This is a genomic window from Microbacterium hatanonis (assembly GCF_008017415.1).
In the GTDB taxonomy this organism is placed as follows: Bacteria; Actinomycetota; Actinomycetes; order Actinomycetales; family Microbacteriaceae; genus Microbacterium; species Microbacterium hatanonis.
The window spans coordinates 1,194,955-1,211,783 of the sequence record NZ_VRSV01000001.1 but is presented as its reverse complement, the minus strand read 5'-3'; the positions used below and the strand labels follow the sequence as shown (position 1 = coordinate 1,211,783).

Annotated in this window: 20 protein-coding genes; 11 read left to right on the top strand and 9 right to left on the bottom strand. The window is 70.2% G+C overall.

The window, feature by feature from the left end; translation table 11 throughout:
- Window positions 1-37: 37 nt before the first annotated feature.
- On the top strand, window positions 38-1,153 hold the full coding sequence (locus FVP77_RS05850; protein WP_147893660.1) for a hypothetical protein: 1,116 nt from the start codon (window positions 38-40) through the stop codon (window positions 1,151-1,153).
- Here FVP77_RS05850 and FVP77_RS05845 read toward each other — a convergent pair.
- From FVP77_RS05845 to FVP77_RS05835, 3 genes are read right to left on the bottom strand one after another with little or no spacing between them, the layout of a single operon-like run.
- Window positions 1,125-1,898 (bottom strand): SDR family oxidoreductase, encoded by a 774-nt coding sequence (locus FVP77_RS05845; RefSeq protein ID WP_147893659.1) that lies wholly within the window; start codon window positions 1,896-1,898, stop codon window positions 1,125-1,127. The two genes, FVP77_RS05850 and FVP77_RS05845, sit on opposite strands and share 29 nt — an antisense overlap.
- Complete coding sequence (locus tag FVP77_RS05840) at window positions 1,895-2,794, bottom strand: alpha/beta hydrolase fold domain-containing protein (RefSeq protein WP_147893658.1); 900 nt, start codon at window positions 2,792-2,794, stop codon at window positions 1,895-1,897. Before FVP77_RS05840 ends, FVP77_RS05845 begins: the two co-directional genes overlap by 4 nt.
- Window positions 2,795-2,828: 34 nt before the next feature.
- The gene (locus FVP77_RS05835; protein WP_147894457.1) at window positions 2,829-3,170 is read right to left on the bottom strand and encodes a YciI family protein; all 342 of its coding nucleotides are present in this window, start codon (window positions 3,168-3,170) and stop codon (window positions 2,829-2,831) included.
- A gap of 102 nt (window positions 3,171-3,272) precedes the next feature.
- On the opposite strand from FVP77_RS05835, the gene FVP77_RS05830 reads away from it, so the two are divergent.
- Window positions 3,273-4,172 carry an alpha/beta fold hydrolase gene (locus FVP77_RS05830; protein ID WP_187266830.1) on the top strand — a complete coding sequence of 300 codons (900 nt, stop codon included), beginning with the start codon at window positions 3,273-3,275 and terminating at the stop codon, window positions 4,170-4,172.
- A gap of 24 nt (window positions 4,173-4,196) precedes the next feature.
- Here the strand turns inward: FVP77_RS05830 and FVP77_RS05825 are convergent, their stop codons facing one another.
- The 3 genes from FVP77_RS05825 to FVP77_RS05815 form a co-directional block, all read right to left on the bottom strand.
- On the bottom strand, window positions 4,197-4,406 hold the full coding sequence (locus FVP77_RS05825) for a hypothetical protein (protein ID WP_147893656.1): 210 nt from the start codon (window positions 4,404-4,406) through the stop codon (window positions 4,197-4,199).
- Window positions 4,403-4,924, bottom strand: a complete 522-nt coding sequence (locus FVP77_RS05820; protein WP_147893655.1) for a hypothetical protein — start codon at window positions 4,922-4,924, stop codon at window positions 4,403-4,405. Before FVP77_RS05820 ends, FVP77_RS05825 begins: the two co-directional genes overlap by 4 nt.
- A 173-nt stretch (window positions 4,925-5,097) precedes the next feature.
- Window positions 5,098-5,577 (bottom strand): hypothetical protein, encoded by a 480-nt coding sequence (locus tag FVP77_RS05815; protein WP_147893654.1) that lies wholly within the window; start codon window positions 5,575-5,577, stop codon window positions 5,098-5,100.
- A 60-nt stretch (window positions 5,578-5,637) separates the two neighbouring features.
- On the opposite strand from FVP77_RS05815, the gene FVP77_RS05810 reads away from it, so the two are divergent.
- The 5 genes from FVP77_RS05810 to FVP77_RS05790 all read left to right on the top strand — a co-directional run bounded on the left by FVP77_RS05810 (window position 5,638) and on the right by FVP77_RS05790 (window position 9,443).
- Complete coding sequence (locus FVP77_RS05810; protein WP_147893653.1) at window positions 5,638-6,213, top strand: GNAT family N-acetyltransferase; 576 nt, start codon at window positions 5,638-5,640, stop codon at window positions 6,211-6,213.
- 45 nt (window positions 6,214-6,258) lie between these two features.
- Window positions 6,259-7,401 (top strand): serine/threonine-protein kinase, encoded by a 1,143-nt coding sequence (locus FVP77_RS05805; RefSeq protein ID WP_147893652.1) that lies wholly within the window; start codon window positions 6,259-6,261, stop codon window positions 7,399-7,401.
- Window positions 7,398-7,859: a hypothetical protein gene (locus FVP77_RS05800; protein ID WP_147893651.1), complete on the top strand. Its 462-nt coding sequence runs from the start codon at window positions 7,398-7,400 to the stop codon at window positions 7,857-7,859. The genes FVP77_RS05805 and FVP77_RS05800 overlap by 4 nt, the downstream gene beginning before the upstream one ends.
- A 4-nt stretch (window positions 7,860-7,863) precedes the next feature.
- Entirely contained in the window at window positions 7,864-8,781 is a 918-nt protein-coding gene (locus tag FVP77_RS05795; protein ID WP_147894456.1) for an AEC family transporter, read from the top strand.
- Between the two features lie 104 nt (window positions 8,782-8,885).
- Window positions 8,886-9,443, top strand: coding sequence for an HdeD family acid-resistance protein (locus FVP77_RS05790; RefSeq protein ID WP_147893650.1), 558 nt, complete (start codon window positions 8,886-8,888; stop codon window positions 9,441-9,443).
- A 48-nt stretch (window positions 9,444-9,491) separates the two neighbouring features.
- Here the strand turns inward: FVP77_RS05790 and FVP77_RS05785 are convergent, their stop codons facing one another.
- Both FVP77_RS05785 and FVP77_RS05780 read right to left on the bottom strand, forming a co-directional pair.
- Window positions 9,492-11,486 (bottom strand): S9 family peptidase, encoded by a 1,995-nt coding sequence (locus FVP77_RS05785; RefSeq protein ID WP_147893649.1) that lies wholly within the window; start codon window positions 11,484-11,486, stop codon window positions 9,492-9,494.
- A 2-nt stretch (window positions 11,487-11,488) separates the two neighbouring features.
- A complete protein-coding gene (locus tag FVP77_RS05780; RefSeq protein ID WP_147893648.1) occupies window positions 11,489-12,253 on the bottom strand; it encodes an SDR family oxidoreductase in 765 nt (254 codons plus the stop codon).
- A 121-nt stretch (window positions 12,254-12,374) separates the two neighbouring features.
- Here FVP77_RS05780 and FVP77_RS05775 point away from each other — a divergent pair, with 121 nt between their 5' ends.
- The 4 genes from FVP77_RS05775 to FVP77_RS05760 all read left to right on the top strand — a co-directional run bounded on the left by FVP77_RS05775 (window position 12,375) and on the right by FVP77_RS05760 (window position 15,227).
- A complete protein-coding gene (locus FVP77_RS05775; protein ID WP_147893647.1) occupies window positions 12,375-12,878 on the top strand; it encodes an NfeD family protein in 504 nt (167 codons plus the stop codon).
- Window positions 12,871-13,974 (top strand): SPFH domain-containing protein, encoded by a 1,104-nt coding sequence (locus FVP77_RS05770; protein ID WP_147893646.1) that lies wholly within the window; start codon window positions 12,871-12,873, stop codon window positions 13,972-13,974. The genes FVP77_RS05775 and FVP77_RS05770 overlap by 8 nt, the downstream gene beginning before the upstream one ends.
- On the top strand, window positions 13,971-14,759 hold the full coding sequence (locus tag FVP77_RS05765) for a glycerophosphodiester phosphodiesterase family protein (RefSeq protein ID WP_147893645.1): 789 nt from the start codon (window positions 13,971-13,973) through the stop codon (window positions 14,757-14,759). The genes FVP77_RS05770 and FVP77_RS05765 overlap by 4 nt, the downstream gene beginning before the upstream one ends.
- 93 nt (window positions 14,760-14,852) lie before the next feature.
- On the top strand, window positions 14,853-15,227 hold the full coding sequence (locus FVP77_RS05760; RefSeq protein ID WP_116646666.1) for an RNA polymerase-binding protein RbpA: 375 nt from the start codon (window positions 14,853-14,855) through the stop codon (window positions 15,225-15,227).
- Window positions 15,228-15,271: 44 nt separating this feature from the next.
- Here FVP77_RS05760 and lnt read toward each other — a convergent pair whose 3' ends face one another.
- Window positions 15,272-16,804 carry an apolipoprotein N-acyltransferase gene (gene lnt, locus FVP77_RS05755; RefSeq protein WP_187266829.1) on the bottom strand — a complete coding sequence of 511 codons (1,533 nt, stop codon included), beginning with the start codon at window positions 16,802-16,804 and terminating at the stop codon, window positions 15,272-15,274.
- Between the last annotated feature and the right edge of the window lie 25 nt (window positions 16,805-16,829).

The following is a 16,829-nucleotide window of genomic DNA, read 5'->3' as shown; positions in this document are numbered from 1 at the left end:
CTGGCGGTCGTGCCGACGGACCCGTCACACTGACGACATGAGCCCCGCCGCACCCGTGTCCCGCGCCGCCCCCGACGTCGCCGTTGCACCGCGGCGGGCCGAGTCCGAGGCCGCCGTCGCGGCGTTCGCCATCGGAGCGCTCGGCGCCGTCTACGGACTGATCCTCGCGATCGTCGAGCCGGGGGAACTGCTCGCGGACGGCGCGACCTCGTTCGCGCTGTGGGCCGCCGTGGCCAGCGGTGTCGGCGCGGCGCTCGCGGCTGCTCTCGGCTACTGGCGCTCCCGCTCCCTGCCCGGTCAGCTCTGGCGGCGCTCCCTCCCGACCTGGAAGCTCACGGCGAACACCCTCTCCGTCGTCATCGTCCACACGGTGCTGGCGTTCATCGAGACCTACGTGATCTACCGCCTGATCGGGCTCGGGTTCATCGGGCTCCCCGTCGGCCCGATCTGGTCGATCGTCATGATGGCTGTCACGGTCGGGCTGACCGCGCACCTGGTGTACCTGTCCGTGTCGAGGATGGACACGCAGCGCATGTCGTCGCTCCTGCGCACCTTCATCGCCTTCGGCGTCTTCACGGCCATGATCATCGCCCCGGAACCGGACTGGTGGAAGGTGCACTTCAGCCACCTGGGCACGTTCCACGGCGAGCTCTCGAGCGTGTTCTTCAACGGCACGCTCATCGCGGGCGGCTTCCTCGTGACCACCTTCGCGGTGTACATCGCCCACGACATGACGGCGCTGGTCGCCGACGGCGTGCTGGCCTCACCCCGGTCGCCGCGCATCGTCTCCGCGCTCTTCGTGGTGATGGGGGCCGCGTTCGCGGGCGTCGGTCTCGTGGCGGTCGACGTGAACCGCCTGTGGCACGACGTCGCGGCCCTGGCGCTGGCGGCCATGTTCCTCGGGATGCTGATCGCCGGCCCGTGGCTGCTGCGCGGCCTGCCGCGCACGTACTTCGTCTGGTCGTGGACGATCCTCGCCGCGGTCGTGGTGTCGGGGCTGACGTTCGCTTTCGGCGCGTTCTCCCTCACCGGTGTCGAGATCGTGGTCTTCGTGCTGATCTTCGGATGGATCTCGCTGTTCATCCGCTATCTCGGCGTGGCAGGGCAGAGCGCCCCGCCCGAGGTCACGCCGAGAAGCCCCCGTCGCTCGTGATGAGCTGACCGGTCACCCAGGCCGCCTCGTCCGAGACGAGGAATCGCACGAGGCGAGCGGCGTCGGCGGGGGTGCCCAGACGGCCGGTCGGCTGCTCCGCGACGAGAGCCCGACGGGTGCCGTCGTCCATCCACCCGGTGTCGATCGGCCCCGGATTGACCAGGTTCGCGGTGATTCCCCGCGCTGCGAGCTCGCCGGCGGCCGCGAGGACGACGCGGTCGAGCGCGCCTTTGCTGGCCCCGTAGGGGAGATTGTGCACGACGTGATCGCTCGTCAACGCCACGATCCGGCCCGACGTGCGCTCGAGGGCGGCGAACTCGCGGATGAGCAACCACGCCGCCCGCACATTGACGGCGAAATGACGGTCGAAGCTCTCGACGGTCGTGTCGGAGATCGAGGAGTCGATGCTCTGCGAGTGGGAGAGCACGAGAGCGTCGAGCGTCCCGAGTTCCCGAAGGGCGCGCGAGACCACCGCCTCGGGGACGTCCGGGTCGGCGAGGTCTCCGTCGATGCGGGCCACCCGCGCGCCGAGACTCCGCAGGCGCCGCTCGAGGTCGTCGACATCGCCGACGCCGCCGCCGTACGACGTGGATTCGTCGTAGCTCCGCCAGCCGAGGAGCGCCAGGTCCCATCCGTCCTCCGCGAGAGCGACCGCGATGCCGTGGGCGATACTCGCCGCTCGTCCGACGCCGGTGATGAGCGCGGTGCGGCGACGCGGCTCGGGGGAGTCGGTGCGCACGCTCATCGGCCCATCACCGCTCGGCGGACGACGTCGACGACGTTCGCGCGGGCCGCGGCGCCGACCTTCGTCGGCAGCAGGGGGTACACGTGCACGTGTCCGTGAGCCTCGTAGAGATCGATGTCGACCCCGGCGGCGACCGCAGCATCCACGAGCAGATGCGCGTCGGGATTGAGCACGTCGCGCGTGCCGGTGAACAGCGCGATCGGAGCGAGCCCCCTCATCTCTCCGAACAGCGGGCTCGCCACCGGGTCGGTCAGCTCGCGATCGCCGCGCCAGAGGTCGGCGAGCACGCGCCCGCCGGGAGTCGCCAGCCACGGATCGCTGGGCTGCACCTCGGGGATGCGGGGATTGCTCCAGGTGAGGTCGAGTGCCGGGGAGATCAGGATGCTGCCGGCAACCGCCACACCCGCGTCGCGCAGCGTCTGCGCCGCCGACAGCGCGATCTGCCCGCCGGCGGAATCACCGGCAAGCATCGTCGTCCCGTACCGCGAGATGCTCCGTTCCACGAGCGCGACGACTCCGTCGTGAGCGATCGAGGCCGTCCCGAACGGGACGAGCGGGTAGATCGGAACGGTAACGGCGACGCCCGACTCCGCCGCGAGTCGGGCGATGAGCTGCCAGTGCTGCGCGACGATCTCGTTGACCCAGCCGCCGCCGTGCACGTACACTACGCCGCCGGACGGCTCCCGGTCGCGCGGCGCGACCGTGTAGACCGGCCAATCGGCGTGATCGACCTCGACCCGCAGATCCGCGCGCAAGCGCGGGGGAGGTCCGTAGGCGGACGGCCGCAGCTCGCGCTCCCGCACGCGTCGTCGCGCCCCGTCGCCGGTGACGAAGGTGCGGTTCGCACGCAGCATCCGAAGCACGATGGGCACGAGGGGAGCGGGGACGGTCGCCATCCGTCCATCCTGTCGCAACGGGCTCGGTCGGGCGTCAGCTCTCCGGGTCGAAGGCGAACGCCCGCAGTTCTTGCGCGCACCGGCAGGCGACGGCGAGTTTCGCCGCCCATTCCACCGCGGCGTCGCGCGACGGCAGGTCGAGGATCGCGTATCCGCCCTCGAGCCGCGCCGTCTGCGGATACGTGCCGGGTGCGACCGCACCGGCCCCGTCGACCAGGACGGGCGGGATGCTCTCGTCGATCCCGCCGCCGAAGACCCAGACGCCCGCCGCCTTCGCCTCCCGAACGACGGCGTGCGAGGCCGCCGACACGGCCGGCAGATCTTCCGCGGACACCTGCATCGCCGCACTGGGGAAGGAGATCAGGTACTTCGTCATCGGGAGCTCCTCGGTCTTGGTCACGGGCCTGCATCCGAGACCGTATTCCGCGCACGGCGACGAGACAAGAGCATCATGCGGGGCTGCGAGTACCTTGAGGGCATGCAGGAACCGAGCTCGTCCATCGCCTGGGCGACGTGCGCCGTCGAGGTCAGGGGAGGGGTGATCGCGGCGCAGGCCGCGGGGGAGCCGTCCGCCGACCCCGCGCTCCTGTTCCTCGGTGGCGCCACCTGGTCGCGGGACGGGTGGTCCGACGCCTTCTGCGCCGAGTTCATCGACGCTGGCGTGCGGGTGCTGCGTTTCGACGCGCGCGACACGGGAGAGTCGACGATCTCTCCTGTCGGTGCGCCGGCGTACACGTCCGACGATCTCGTGGACGATGCGATCGCGGTCGCGGATGCTTTCGACGTCTCGCGCATCGTCGCCGTCGGGCTGTCGATGGGCGGTGGTCTCGCGCAGCAGCTCGCGGCGACGCATCCGGGACGTGTCGTCGGACTCGTCCTCGTCTCCACCTCGCCGGCCGACGACCTCGTTCGTTCGCTGCCCGGCCCGTCCGCCGAGATCGCCGCGACCCTCGACGCGCCGGTCGCTCATCACGACTGGACCGACCGCGCCGCGGTGATCGACTGGGTGGTCGAGAGCGAGCGTCCCTACGCCGGGCCGGGAACCTTCGACGAGGGGGAGATGCGCGCCGTCGTCGGCCGGGTGTGGGACCGCACGCCGTCGCTCGAGAGCGCGATGACGAACCACTTCCTGGTGGCCGGATCGGCGCCGCCGGTCGATCTGTCCGCACTGACCTCGCTGCCGTCGATCGTCGTGCACGGGTCGGCCGACCCGCTGTTCCCGCTCGCGCACGGCGAGGCCCTCGCGGAGGCACTCGACGCACCGCTGATCGTCCTCACCGACGTCGGGCACCAGGCTCCGCCACCACGCACCTGGCCGAGCCTCGTTCCTGCGATCCTCGGGGTCGTCCGCGACGCCCGCGACGGGGGAGATCGCTGACGAGAGCCGGGGGAGAGCGCCCGGCTACTCCCGGGGGCGCACCCGGGCTGCGGAGCGCACGTCGAGCACGGCGGCGGTGACGGCGACCGGCCACGCGCACAGGCAGACGATCTGACCGGCGCCGTCGAGGGCCTCGATGCCGATAGTGCCTCCGACGACGCGAAGACCCGCACCGACGACGAAGGTGACGATGGCCGTCCAGTACAGCGCGGTGATGAGGGTGCGGATGCTCAATGGAAGACCGCCTCGAGGATGATGATGGCAAGCCCCACGGCCCCCGTGGCAAGACCGGCCAGGATGCTGAGGTACCAGCGCACCCGTCGCTCGATCGCCGCCGCCGTTCCCAGCACGACCAGCACGGCCAGACCCGCCACCACGGCCAGGACGTAGGAGAGAGTGTCGTCCATGATGTTCAGCGCGCCGGGGACGAGCGCGAGGACCGATACGGACGGCCCGATGAGAAAACCCGCGGAGTGGTGCGTGGCATGTGCGGCGGCTGCCCGGAGCGCCTGCCTGCCGTGAGCGGCCCCGTGGCGAGCGACGATCGTCGCGAAGACGTGCGCCGCCCACAGCACGAACGACCCGGACGCGACGTTCACCAGGAGTTCGCCGTCCGAGGAGTTCTCCTCGGCCAGCGCCAGGACGACGCCCGTGAGCAGGGTGCCGTACACGGCCTCAGGCGTGACCCAGATCGACCGGCTGATCCGCCCGGCTCGGCGCGGTAGTCGTGCGGCGGTCGATCCTTCGGTCACCGGTCCATTGTGGCGGCTCGGCGTGCTCGACGGTTGCAGCGCGCCCAGGAGAACAGGGCGGCGTCGTCACGATACCGTTCGGTCAAACTGACATAATGTGCATTATCGGCAATGACCACCGCGCTCGTCGATCTCGTCCCGGCGGAGCCCACGCGGTAGGCCGGTGAGGCCGCTCAGGCGAACCACGGCACGGCGCGGAGGTGCTCGCGCCGCTCGTCCGCGGAAAGGGGCGTCAGCGTGAGGATCAAGCCCGGGTCGCCGTTCACCCTCTGCAGGGTCACCCGGTGCACTCCTTCATGTACGGACAGACGGACCGCGCCGGAGCTCGTCGGCGCCTCATCATCGAACTGGGCGGCCATCGTCAATTGCGCATAGTCGGTCACCCACAGCCCTCCCGGTCCGACGACGACGCTGCCGACCGCATCACTCGTCGTCATCGGGCGCGCCGCCCGCTCCACGAAGGCCACGGCGGCACCGGCGTCATCGGGACCGGGGTACGCGATGAAGAGCGACCCCAGGTTCATCTGAGAGACGAAGTGGCCGAGCAGCTGGCCGAGCTCCCAATCTTCGTCGACGAAGCCGTGGTAGGTCTCGGGCGCCACGAGGCAGACGAATCCATCCTCGTCGACGTTCAGGGCGAAACCGTCACTCATGCCAGCACCGTAGCGCGAGCCTGTTGTGCGGCGTCGCACCCTCTGGGTACCGTGCTCGCCATGAGCGACGTACGCATCCTCCCGGCGACGGCGGATCTCTTCGACGATGCAGAGCGAGTGCTCGACGCGAGCGCGGACGGCGCGTCGTGCCAGTGCCAGTGGTGGATGCTGACGAACGCCGACTATCAGCGCGCCGACCGTGACGAGCGCTCGTCCCTGCTGCGCGATCAGATCGGCGCCCCGGTGGCGCCCGCGCTGATCGCCTACGTCGACGACGATCCCGCCGGCTGGGTGCGTGTCGGCCCGCGGCCGGCGCAGGTCAGGCTCGCTCGCACCAAGGAGTTCGCCGCCGCCACACAACCCTGGGACGACGATGCCGTGTGGGCCGTCTCGTGCTTCGTCGTCCGCAAGGAGCACCGCGGCCGCGGAATGGCGACGCACCTGCTCGATGCGGCCGTCGATCACGCCCGCGCGAACGGTGCCACGGTCGTCGAGGGCTATCCGCTCGATCCGGAAACGGCGAGACCACCGGCCGACAAACTCTTCCGCGGAGTGCTCTCGGTGTTCGAGAAGGGCGGTTTCGAGATCGTCGACCGCCCTCAGCCGGGCCGCACCATCGTTGCGCTGACGCTCTGAGGTGGGGCGTCGGGCTCCGCTGCGCCGCCTGTCTAGAGTGGAAGCGTGACTGCGCCCGACTCCCCCGCGGACGCCGCCGAGGTGCTCGACGGCCGTTACCGCCTCGAGACGGTCGTCGGTCAGGGTGGCTACGCGCGGGTGTATCGCGCGACCGACGCATCGCTCGGGCGTCAGGTGGCCGTCAAGGTCTTCACCGTCGAGGCGTCCGACGAGCGCGATCGCAGACGACGCGAGTCCGAGACGCGACTTCTCGCGGGCCTGAGCCATGAATCGCTCGTCACGCTGTTCGATGCGAGCCTCGACACCGATCCGGCCTATCTCGTCATGGAGTTCGTCGACGGCCCGACTCTCCGCACCGCCATCGCCGACGGCCCGCTCCCTCCGCGCAAGGCAGCGCGGCTGGCGGTCGAGCTCAGCGAAGCGCTGCAGGTCATCCACGCCGCCGGGGTCGTCCATCGTGACATCAAACCCTCCAACGTGCTCCTGCGCCCACCGCGCACCGAGTTCGGCGAGGACCGGGCCATGCTCGCCGATTTCGGCATCGCGTCGCTCGTCGACTCGACGCGTCTCACCGGCACGGGAACGTTGGTCGGCACCGCTGCCTACCTGAGTCCCGAGCAGGCTCGCGGCGATCGCGCGGGCGCAGCATCCGATGTCTACTCGCTCGGGCTCCTCCTTCTGGAGGCGCTCACCTCCGAGCGCGCCTTCGCCCAGCAGACGCCGCACGAGGCACTGGCCGCACGCATCGCCCGCACCCCCGAGATCCCGCCGCAGCTGCCCGCCGACTGGCGTGCGCTGCTGAGTGCGATGACCGCTCTCGAGCCCTCGCACCGCCCCGACGCGGCGGCGGTGACACGCGCCGCGAGACGGATCGAGAGCGAGGATGCTGCGCTCTCCCCCGCCGCGCGGAGCACGGAGCTCACCGGCGCCACGGCGGTGCTCGAGCCGGGTGCGACCGCGGTGCTCGACCCTGCCACGCGAGTGCTCGAGCCCGCAGCCGACGCACCCGCGCGACGCAGACCCCCGCGCTGGCTCTGGTGGGTGCTGGGCGCCCTCGTGGTGGCCATCGTCGTCGCCGTCGCGGTCGGAATCTTCCTGTCCGCGGCCGCCTCCCCGGCCGATCCGGCGTTCCCCCCTCTCCCCGATCCGCTCGGCTCGCACTTCGACGACCTCTGGAGCACGCTGTGATCCGCCGCGCCGGACTCCTCTCCGCCGTCACGGTCGCCGCGGCGCTCGTGCTCGCGGGGTGCTCCCCCGCTCCCGAGGACGGCTGGCGCGACCAGGTCTCGCAGGCGGCCGAGCAGGCCTCGTCAGGTGACTACGCCGCTGCCGATGCGACGCTGGCCGCCGTCGAACAGGCCGTGACAGCCGCCCGCGACGACGCGCGCATCGACGATGCGCGCGCAGGTGAGATCCTCGCCGCCGTCGCGACCGTGCGTGCCGACCTGTCGACGCTGGCGACGCCGTCTCCCGCTCCCTCGGAGTCGACGCCCCCGGCGGAGAGCACGACCCCCACGCCTACGCCCGAAGAGACGGACGAGGACGAGCCGGCCGGTCCCGCCCCGGGCAACGGCAACGGCAACGGCAAGCCAGGACCCAAGAGCGACAGCGGCAAGGGCCCCGCCGACAAGGGAGATGACGAGTGAGCCCGTGCTGAGCGTCTTGACGGGGTTCCTGGTCGTCGGAGTGGCGATCGTCGTCGGCTACATCGTGGGCAGGATCGACCTGCTCGGGCCCCACGCGCGGTACGTGCTCAGTCGCCTGACGTTCTTCGTCCTCTCGCCCTTCCTGCTGTTCGTCGTGTTGGCTCGGGCCGATGTCGCGACTCTGTTCTCCGCTCTCCTCCCCGTGTCGATGCTCGCGGCGGCGGTGATCTTCGCGATCTACGCGGTGGTGGCGAGATTCGTCCTGCGACGCGGGGTGGGTGAGTCGGTGATAGGCGCCCTCTCCGGCGGTCTCGTGAACTCGAACAACATCGGCATCCCCATCTCGCTCTACATGCTCGGGAACGCCGCGTTCTCGGCGCCCGTCATCCTCTTCCAGCTGCTCATCGTGATGCCGATCGCCCTCGCCCTCCTCGACGCGGCCACATCCGGCGCCCGCTCCGCCGGACGCATCCTTCGACAGACCGCCCGCAACCCCATGCTCATCGGCTCCGCGCTCGGCGTGCTCGTGGCCCTCCTCGACATCGAACTCCCCCCGATCGTCTTCGACCCGCTCACGCTGGTGGCCAACGCATGCGTGCCGATCATGCTGATCTCGTTCGGTATCTCACTGCACGGGCAACGCGTGCTCGCGACCGGCGGGCGCCGCGCCGACGTGCTGGTCGCCTCCACGCTGAAGCTGCTCGTCATGCCGGTGGCGGCGTGGCTGCTCGCGCTCGCGTTCTCGCTCCCGTCGGAGCAGGTGCTCATCGTCGTCGTCCTCGCAGCCCTCCCGACCGCTCAGAACGTCTTCAACTACGCCCAGCGCTATGACATCGGCGAGATCATCGCGCGCGACACCATCTTCATCACCACCCTCGGCTGCGTGCCGGTGCTCTTCCTCGCGACCCTGCTGCTCGGCTGACCCGGTGGGGTGCCGACGCTGACGCATGCCGTCACCTCCCCCACTCCCCTGCCCGGTGGGTCTACAGTGAGGGTGTTCTCAGCGTTCTCTCAGAAAGGCAGCGCATGTCTGCGACCATCTCGTTCGACAAGTCCGCGGTGACGGCCATCCGCACCGCCCTCGGGATCGGTGGCGTGATCTCGATCATCGCCGGCATCGTGATCCTCGTCTGGCCCGGTCACGCTGCGGAGGCGGTCACGGCGATCATCGCCATCTATGTCATCGTCGCCGGCCTGGTCTACGCCGGTCTGGGCGTCTTCTCGCGCACCCGTCAGGGGTGGTCGCGGGTAGGCCACATCGCGCTGGGCGTCCTCTTCGTGATCGCCGGCATCATCGCGCTGGTGAACCTTGCCGCGGCCACCGTCGGTCTCGCGGTGTTCATCGGCGTGCTCATCGGCATCCTGTGGCTGATCGAGGGCGTCGTGTCGCTGTCGACCCTCGGTGACTCGGGATCGAAGGGCTGGACCATCTTCTTCGCGATCATCAGCATCATCGCCGGCGTCACGCTGCTCTTCTCGCCGCTCTACGTCGCGATCCTGTGGCTCTTCGTCGGCGTCTCGCTGGTCGTGCTCGGCATCTTCCAGGTGGCGCGCGCCTTCACGTTCGGCAAGACCGTCCGCTGATCCGCTGACCGAAGAACGCCCCGCGACCGGATCGCGGGGCGTTCATCGTCATTCGGCGACGGGGAGGTGGCGATCCCACCAGTCGAGGATCGCCTCGAACCGCTCGACGCGGTGCCGCGGTCGCCCCGCGCGGGTGAGCTCGTGGTCCTCCCCGGGGAAGACGAGCATCTCGGCTTCGGTGCCCTGGCGCTTCAGCGCGCTGTAGTAGCGCGTGGCCTGCTCGAGCGGGCACCGGAAGTCGAGCTCCGAGTGGATGACGAACGTCGGCGTGGTCACCCGCCCGACGACCGCCATCGGACTCTGCCGCGCGATGGCCGCCGGGTCGGTACCGACGTACTCGTGTCCGAAGAAGCTGCCGATGTCGCTGGTGCCGTCGAACGTCGCGGGGTCGAGCATCCCGCGCTCGACGATCGCACCGGCGAACCGGTGGTCGTGAGCGATCGTCCACGCGGTCATGTAACCGCCGTACGAACCGCCCATGACGCCGGTGCGGGAGCCGTCGAGACGGGAGTCCGCGGCGAGCACTCCGTCGAAGAAGTCCTGGATGTCGGTGTAGTCCACCGTCCCCATCGCCTGGCGGATGGCGCGGCCGTGGGCGCGACCGTACCCGGCGCTCCCCCGCGGGTTGCAGTAGACGACGGCGTAGCCGGCGTCGACGAGCACCTGGGTCTCGTCGAACACCCGCACGCCGTACGACGCGTACGGCCCGCCGTGGATCTGCAGGAGCACGGGGAACGGACCCTCGCCCGCGGGCGTTGCGACCCACCCGTGCACCGGGTAGCCGTCGCGCGCGGTGATCTCGAGCTCGCGCGGCTCCGCGAGCCCCGCGTCGCGGAGGGCGGACCCGAAACTCGTCACCGCGCGCGCCTCACCGTCGCTCACGACCGCGAGCTCGGAGAACGAATCGGCCGTGCCGACCGCGACGACGACGGTCTGGGCGGATGCTGCGTGGCCCGACACGTCGACGTCACCGCCGAGCACCTCGGTGACGGTTGCGTCCCGCGTCACACGCAGCAGTCGGACGCGACCGCGGGTGCGGTCCTGCACGAGGGCGTCGTCCCCGATGACGGTGATGCGGCTCCCGGGCTCGCCCAGGTCGATCGTCTCGGGATCGGTCAGGCGCCGTGGCTCACCGTCATCTCCGAGCGCCCACAGGGCGGTGCCCGGCGCGACGAAGTCGACGTGGCTCTCGCCCACGTCGCTGGCGATCAGCCACACGAGACCGTCGGCCGCGACGGCGACGTCGTCGATCGAGAGCGACCGCTCCGCGCCCAGGAGTTCGCGGGATCCCGATCCGTCTGCGGCGACGGCGACGAGACGGTCGCGCAGGTCGGCGGAGTCGTTCTCGATCACGTCGGGGACGACGAGGATCTCTCTGCCGTCCGCGGTCCACGTCGTCCCCGACCAGCTTGCGGGGCCGTCGGTGAGGCGGATGGCGGATGCGGCGACACGGGGCGTCTCAGCGACCTTCTCCCCCTCGGCGAGCACCCGCGGCGCGGCGTCGTAGAAGGGTTCGCTCGACGGGTCGGGTGCAGCGATCCGGAACAGCTGCGCCGGTCGGTCGGCGATGTACCCGAGTCCGTTCGCGTGCCAGCGGATGCCGGTGATGCGCCGGGGCGCCTCATCGGAGGCATCCAGTCCTTCGACCGTGCCGTAGCGACCGCGCTCTGCGACGCGCGCCGTGAACGCGAGATCTGCGCCGTCGGGCGACCAGGAGAATGCCAGCACACCGGTCTCGGCGTCGGTGGCCTGCACCGGTTCGCCGCCGTCGGCGGGCATGACGAAGACCTGCGCATGCCGCGCCGCATCGGCGCGGAGGAAGGCCACCCGCGTCCCATCGGGCGAGAGCACCGGGCCGGAGTCGGCCGTGCCGCGGGTCAGTCTGCGGGGCTCGCCGTCGGGCAGGCCCACGCGCCACACCTGGCCGACGGCCCGGTTCGCGTCGAGATCGGGTCGCGAGGTCGCGAAGACCGCGAACGATCCGTCGGGAGCGATCGAGGGGCGCCCGACCGAGATGAGGGACTCGATGTCGCGGGCGCGCATCGTCACTCCCCCTGGAACGAGTCGGTGTCGCCGACCAGCCGAGTGTGACCGTCGGGGATCGGCTCCACCGCGGCGAGGGCGACCTCGGCGGCGAACTCCGACACGTTGTAGAGGCGCCCCGCCGACTCGCGGCGAGCCGAGATCGCACCGGGGTTGGCGCGCTCGAGCAGCGTCGCCGTGATGGTCCCCTCGATCATGTCGCCCGAGACGACGACGAACTCGATCCCTCGTTCTTCGAGCGCGGGGATGTGCTCGCGCAGAGCATCTTCACCGGCGCGCTTCGAGCGGGCGACGGGCTCGTACTCCGGCATGGTCGGCGTCGTGCGGATGAAGTGGGCCTGGTGGCTGGTGACGAACACCACTCGCGAGGCGCGTCCGAGGAGCGGGAGGGCCGACTCGAGCACACCGACCTGCGCGTCTCGGTTGAGCTTCAGCGCGTAGTCCTCGGCCATTCCCGACTCCATGCCGCCCGACGCGTTGAGCACCAGCACGTCGAGGCTGCCGAACGTGCGTTCGACCTCCGAGAACATGGCCTGCACGGATGTCGGGTCGGTGAGATCGGCGCCCACCACGAGCACCCGCACACCGAGCTCGCGCAGTTCGGCGGCGAGCTTCTCGGCGCGAGGCGCCTTGTTGCGGAAGTTGATCACGACGTCGGCACCGGCCTCGGCCAGGTAGCGGACGGTGTCGGCTCCGATGCCGCGTGACGACCCCGTCACGAGGGCGGTCTTGCCCTGGAGCGAACCGGCGGCGAGAGGCTGGGACATGCGAGAACTCCTGGTCGAATCGAGGCGCGGCCGCGGGGATTCGACCTGTCATCAGCCTATCAACGGGCCCGGTCGGACCCCCGGATGTTAGGGTTCGAACAAGAGCGGGAGAGGATGCCCGATGTTTCCGGATCTGACGCAGTACATCTGGATCGCCTGGCTTGTGCTGGTCCTGCTCTTCGTGATCATCGAGCTGCTGACCCTCGAATTCACCTTCCTGATGCTCGCCGCCGGTTCTCTCATCGGCGGCCTCGGCGTCTTCCTCCTCGGCGGGCCATGGTGGTTGCAGGTCGCGATCGCCGCCGCCGTATCGGCGCTGCTGCTGTTCACGATCAGACCCCTTCTCCTGCGTGCGCTCCATCGCGGCGAGCCGCCCGCACGCACCAACGTGGATGCCCTGTACGGGATCGGCGGTCGGGTGGTCGCCCCGTTCCTGGAGGGTGCCGGCTCCGTCCGCCTCGACAACGGCGAGACCTGGACGGCCCGGTTCGCCGAGGTGCTCCCCTACCCCGTGGTCGCCGCCGGCGACAGGGTGATCGTCGACGCGGTCCACGGCGCCACCGTCGAGGTCACGCCCGTTCCTCGCACGATCCCCCCGAGAGAGAGTGAGACCAACGATGGTTGACGTAGGCGCCTTCATCGGCCAGATCTTCGTGATCGTCCTCCTGGTGGTGCTGGCGATCTTCGTGGTCGTGGTGCTCTTCCGAGCGATCCGCATCATCCCCCAGGCGTATTCCGGCGTGGTCGAGCGGCTGGGTCGCTACCAGCGCACCCTGAGCCCGGGGCTGAACCTCCTCATCCCGTTCGTCGACCGCGTACGACCCCTCGTCGACATGCGCGAGCAGGTCGTGTCCTTCCCGCCGCAGCCGGTCATCACCGAAGACAACCTGGTCGTCTCGATCGATACCGTGGTCTACTTCCAGGTCACCGACGCCCGCGCCGCGACGTACGAGATCGCGAACTACCTGAGCGCGGTCGAGCAGCTGACCACCACCACGCTCCGCAACGTCGTCGGCGGCCTGAACCTCGAAGAGGCGCTGACCAGTCGCGACAACATCAACGGGCAGCTCCGCGTCGTCCTCGACGAAGCGACGGGAAAGTGGGGCCTTCGGGTCTCGCGTGTCGAGCTGAAGGCGATCGATCCGCCGCTGTCGATCCAGGATTCGATGGAGAAGCAGATGCGCGCCGAGCGTGACCGTCGAGCGGTCATCCTCACCTCGGAGGGTTCGAAGCAGTCCCAGATCCTGGAGGCGGAGGGCCGCCGACAGGCCGAGATCCTCCGCGCCGAGGGCGACAAGCAGGCGGCCGTCCTGCGCGCACAGGGCGAGGCCGAGGCCATCGAGATGGTCTTCAACGCGATCCACGTCGGCGACCCCGACGACAAGCTGCTGGCTTACCAGTACCTTCAGACCCTCCCCAAGATCGCAGACAGCGCCTCGAGCAAGATGTGGATCATTCCGAGCGAGTTCACCGAGGCGCTCAAGGGCATCGGCGATGCCTTCGGCGGGCGCGCCGCGGCGACCCCGTCGTCCGCGAAGGAGGGCGGTCGCGCGACCACCGCCACCACGAGCACGGCCCAGGAGGCCGTCGACGCCGCACGCAAGGCGGCGAGCGAGGCCGACGACATCGCCATGCAGGTGCGCAGCAGCATGCCCGGCGGCGCCGGCTCATCGACCGTCGCCGGCGCCGAGACGACTCCGCCCGCGGACCCGGCGGCGTGACGCATCCCTGGTTCGCGGGGGCCGCGGTCCCCCGCGTTCTGGCCCACCGCGGACTCGTCACGACGGATGCGGCGGCCCACGGCGTCGTCGACAATTCGTTCGCCGCGGTGGCCGCCGCTCACGCCGCCGGTGCCCTCTACGTGGAATCGGACTGCCATCTGACGAAAGACGGGACGGTCGTCCTCTTCCACGATGACGACCTCTCCCGCACCGTCGGAGATCCTCGACGAGTCTCCGACGTCACGCTCCGCGAACTCGAGGAGCTGATGTCCGAGCGGGGTGGCCTCATCACTCTCGAACAGGCGCTGGAAGCCTTCCCCGACGTGCGCTTCAACCTCGACGTGAAAGCCGCCGCCGCCGCCGAGCCCGTCGGACGCCTCGTTGCGCACGCGGCCGCACGCGTGCTGCTCACGAGCTTCTCCGACGCCCGGCGCCTGACGGCTCTGCGCACCGCGGTCGAGGCGGGCGCGAGCGTGCGGCCCGCGACCTCGGCGGGGCGCGAGACGATCGCGAAGGTGCTCCTGGCTGTCGCCCTGCGCTCCCGGTCGCTGGCGGAACGGGCGCTCCGAGACGTCGATGCGCTGCAGATCCCCGAACGTCAGGGGGCCGTCCGCGTGCTCAGCCCGCGTCTGATCGAGACCGCTCACCGCCACGGCGTCGAGGTGCACGTCTGGACCGTGAACGACGCGTCCGACATGCGCCGGCTCACCGACCTCGACTGTGACGGTATGGTGACAGATTGCGCTGACGTCGCGCTGAGGATCCTGGGTCCCGCGTCACTCTGAGCATCGTCTGTGAATGCGAACCGTTCACCCGATGTTCGGATGGATCGCCCAGGCCGAGACGTTATACCTGATCAGCGACGAGAGGACCACAAAATGGCAGACCGCAGCCTGCGCGGCATCCGACTCGGCGCCCAGAGCTTACAGAGCGAAGAGGGCGTCGTTTTCCATGACCGTACAAAGCACACCTACAACTGCACGTCCTGTGGACGCGACAGCACCCTGACGTTCGCCGCCGACGCGGAGGTTCCCGACAGCTGGGAATGCCGCACCTGCGGTGGCGAAGCACTGCGCCGTGTCGGCGACACGACCGCGACGGTCGACCACAGCGACGACAAGGCGGCCCGGTCCCACTGGGACATGCTGCTCGAGCGGCGCTCGCTTCCCGAGCTCGAAGAGCTCCTGGAAGAGCGTCTCGCCTTCGTCCGCGCCCGCCGTGGCGGTGGCGACGTAGAGCGCATCAGCGCCTGACGTTCCGTTTCGTCTCCTGACGCCGATCCCCTCGGGGGTCGGCGTCAGTTCTTTTCCCGGCGCACGAACGCGAAACCTCCGAGCACCATCAGAGCGAGGAGGCTCCCCCACCCGATGACGGCCTGCACGCCCGAGCCGATGATCGCGGCCGGAGTGAGCCCCTCGCGCAACGGCACCTCCGTGAGCATCGCCCCGGCGGTGTCGGCCGGGAGGGAGTCGATCGTCGAGCCGTCGGGCGCGATCACCTGACTCGTTCCGACCGTCGAGATGTTCACCACCGCCCGACCGGTCTCGATCGCGCGCATGCGGGCGAACGCGAGCTGCTGCAGGTTCTCGTCGGTGCCGCGGAAGTCGGCGTTGTTGGTCTGGAACATGTAGACCTCGGCGCCGTCGCGGACGCCGTCCCAGACCACGTCGTCGTAGATGACGTCGAAGCAGATCGCGAGGCCCACCCCGACGCCGTTCAGGTCGAAGAAGGGCGCGTTCGTGCCCGGGGTGTACTCGCGCCCGATGAGGCCGATGAGATCGGGGGCGAGCATGGCGTAGAAGTCCCGGTCGGGCACGTACTCCCCGAAGGGCACCGGGTGGGTCTTGTCGTGGAGCTGGGTCGCCCCGTCTCCGGGCTCCCAGAGCATGGACGTGTTGAAGATGTCGTCGCCGCGTTCCGTGGCCGCGTTGACGATCAGCGGCGCGTCCACGCGCTCCGACAGCGCGTCGAGGGTTGCGGCGGTGGCGGCATTCGACAGCGGGTCCGAGTCGATCCCGCCCTCGGGCCACAGCAGCACGTCGAGGTCTTCGCCGAAGAGCGGGGCGGATGCGGCGAGCTGAGCGTTGAGGATCGCTCCGCGCTCGCGGCGGTCGAAGTAGCCGCTCGGCCCGTTCCCCTGCACGCTCCCGACGGTGAGCGACCCGGCATCCGTCGTCGGGAACGCGGGGACGACCAGCAGGATCATCGCGAGCGCGGCGGCGGGGACCGCGGTGACCACGGCGCGCCAGCGCGCCTCGCGGATCCACTGGATCGCCGCCGCGACGAAGAACACGATCAGAAACGTCAGACCCGTGACCCCGACCCACGACGACAGGTGGGCGAGCGGACTCTCCGATTGGCTCATGCCGATCCGCCCCCACGGGAACCCGGTGTACGGCCACGAGCCGAGAATGAGCTCGCGCATCGTCCAGAGGCCTCCGGCTAAGGCCGGAAGCACCAGGAGACGCCCGACCGCCCCCGGGAGCACGCGCGGCATCCATCGGTAGGCCAGGGCGATCGGGATCGCCAACGCCCCCATGATGGCCGTCTCGAGGCCGGCCAGCGCGAACCACGGCACGACTCCGAGGTACCGCGACGTCCAGTCCACATGCGTGAACCAGAACGACGCGCCGAAGAGCAGCCCCACCAGGAGCGCCCCGCCCGCGCGTCGCCCGATGAGCGACACGAGCGAGAAGCCGACGCCGACGAAGGCGAGCGGCCACCACCCGACATCGGGGAAGGACAGGTCGAGGGCGAAGCCGCCGACCACGGCGGTGAGCGATGCCGCCCAGAGCGGGAGGACGGGGCGGACGGCCGAGATTCGGGGCACGGATCTCACCCTAGATCGCCGCACC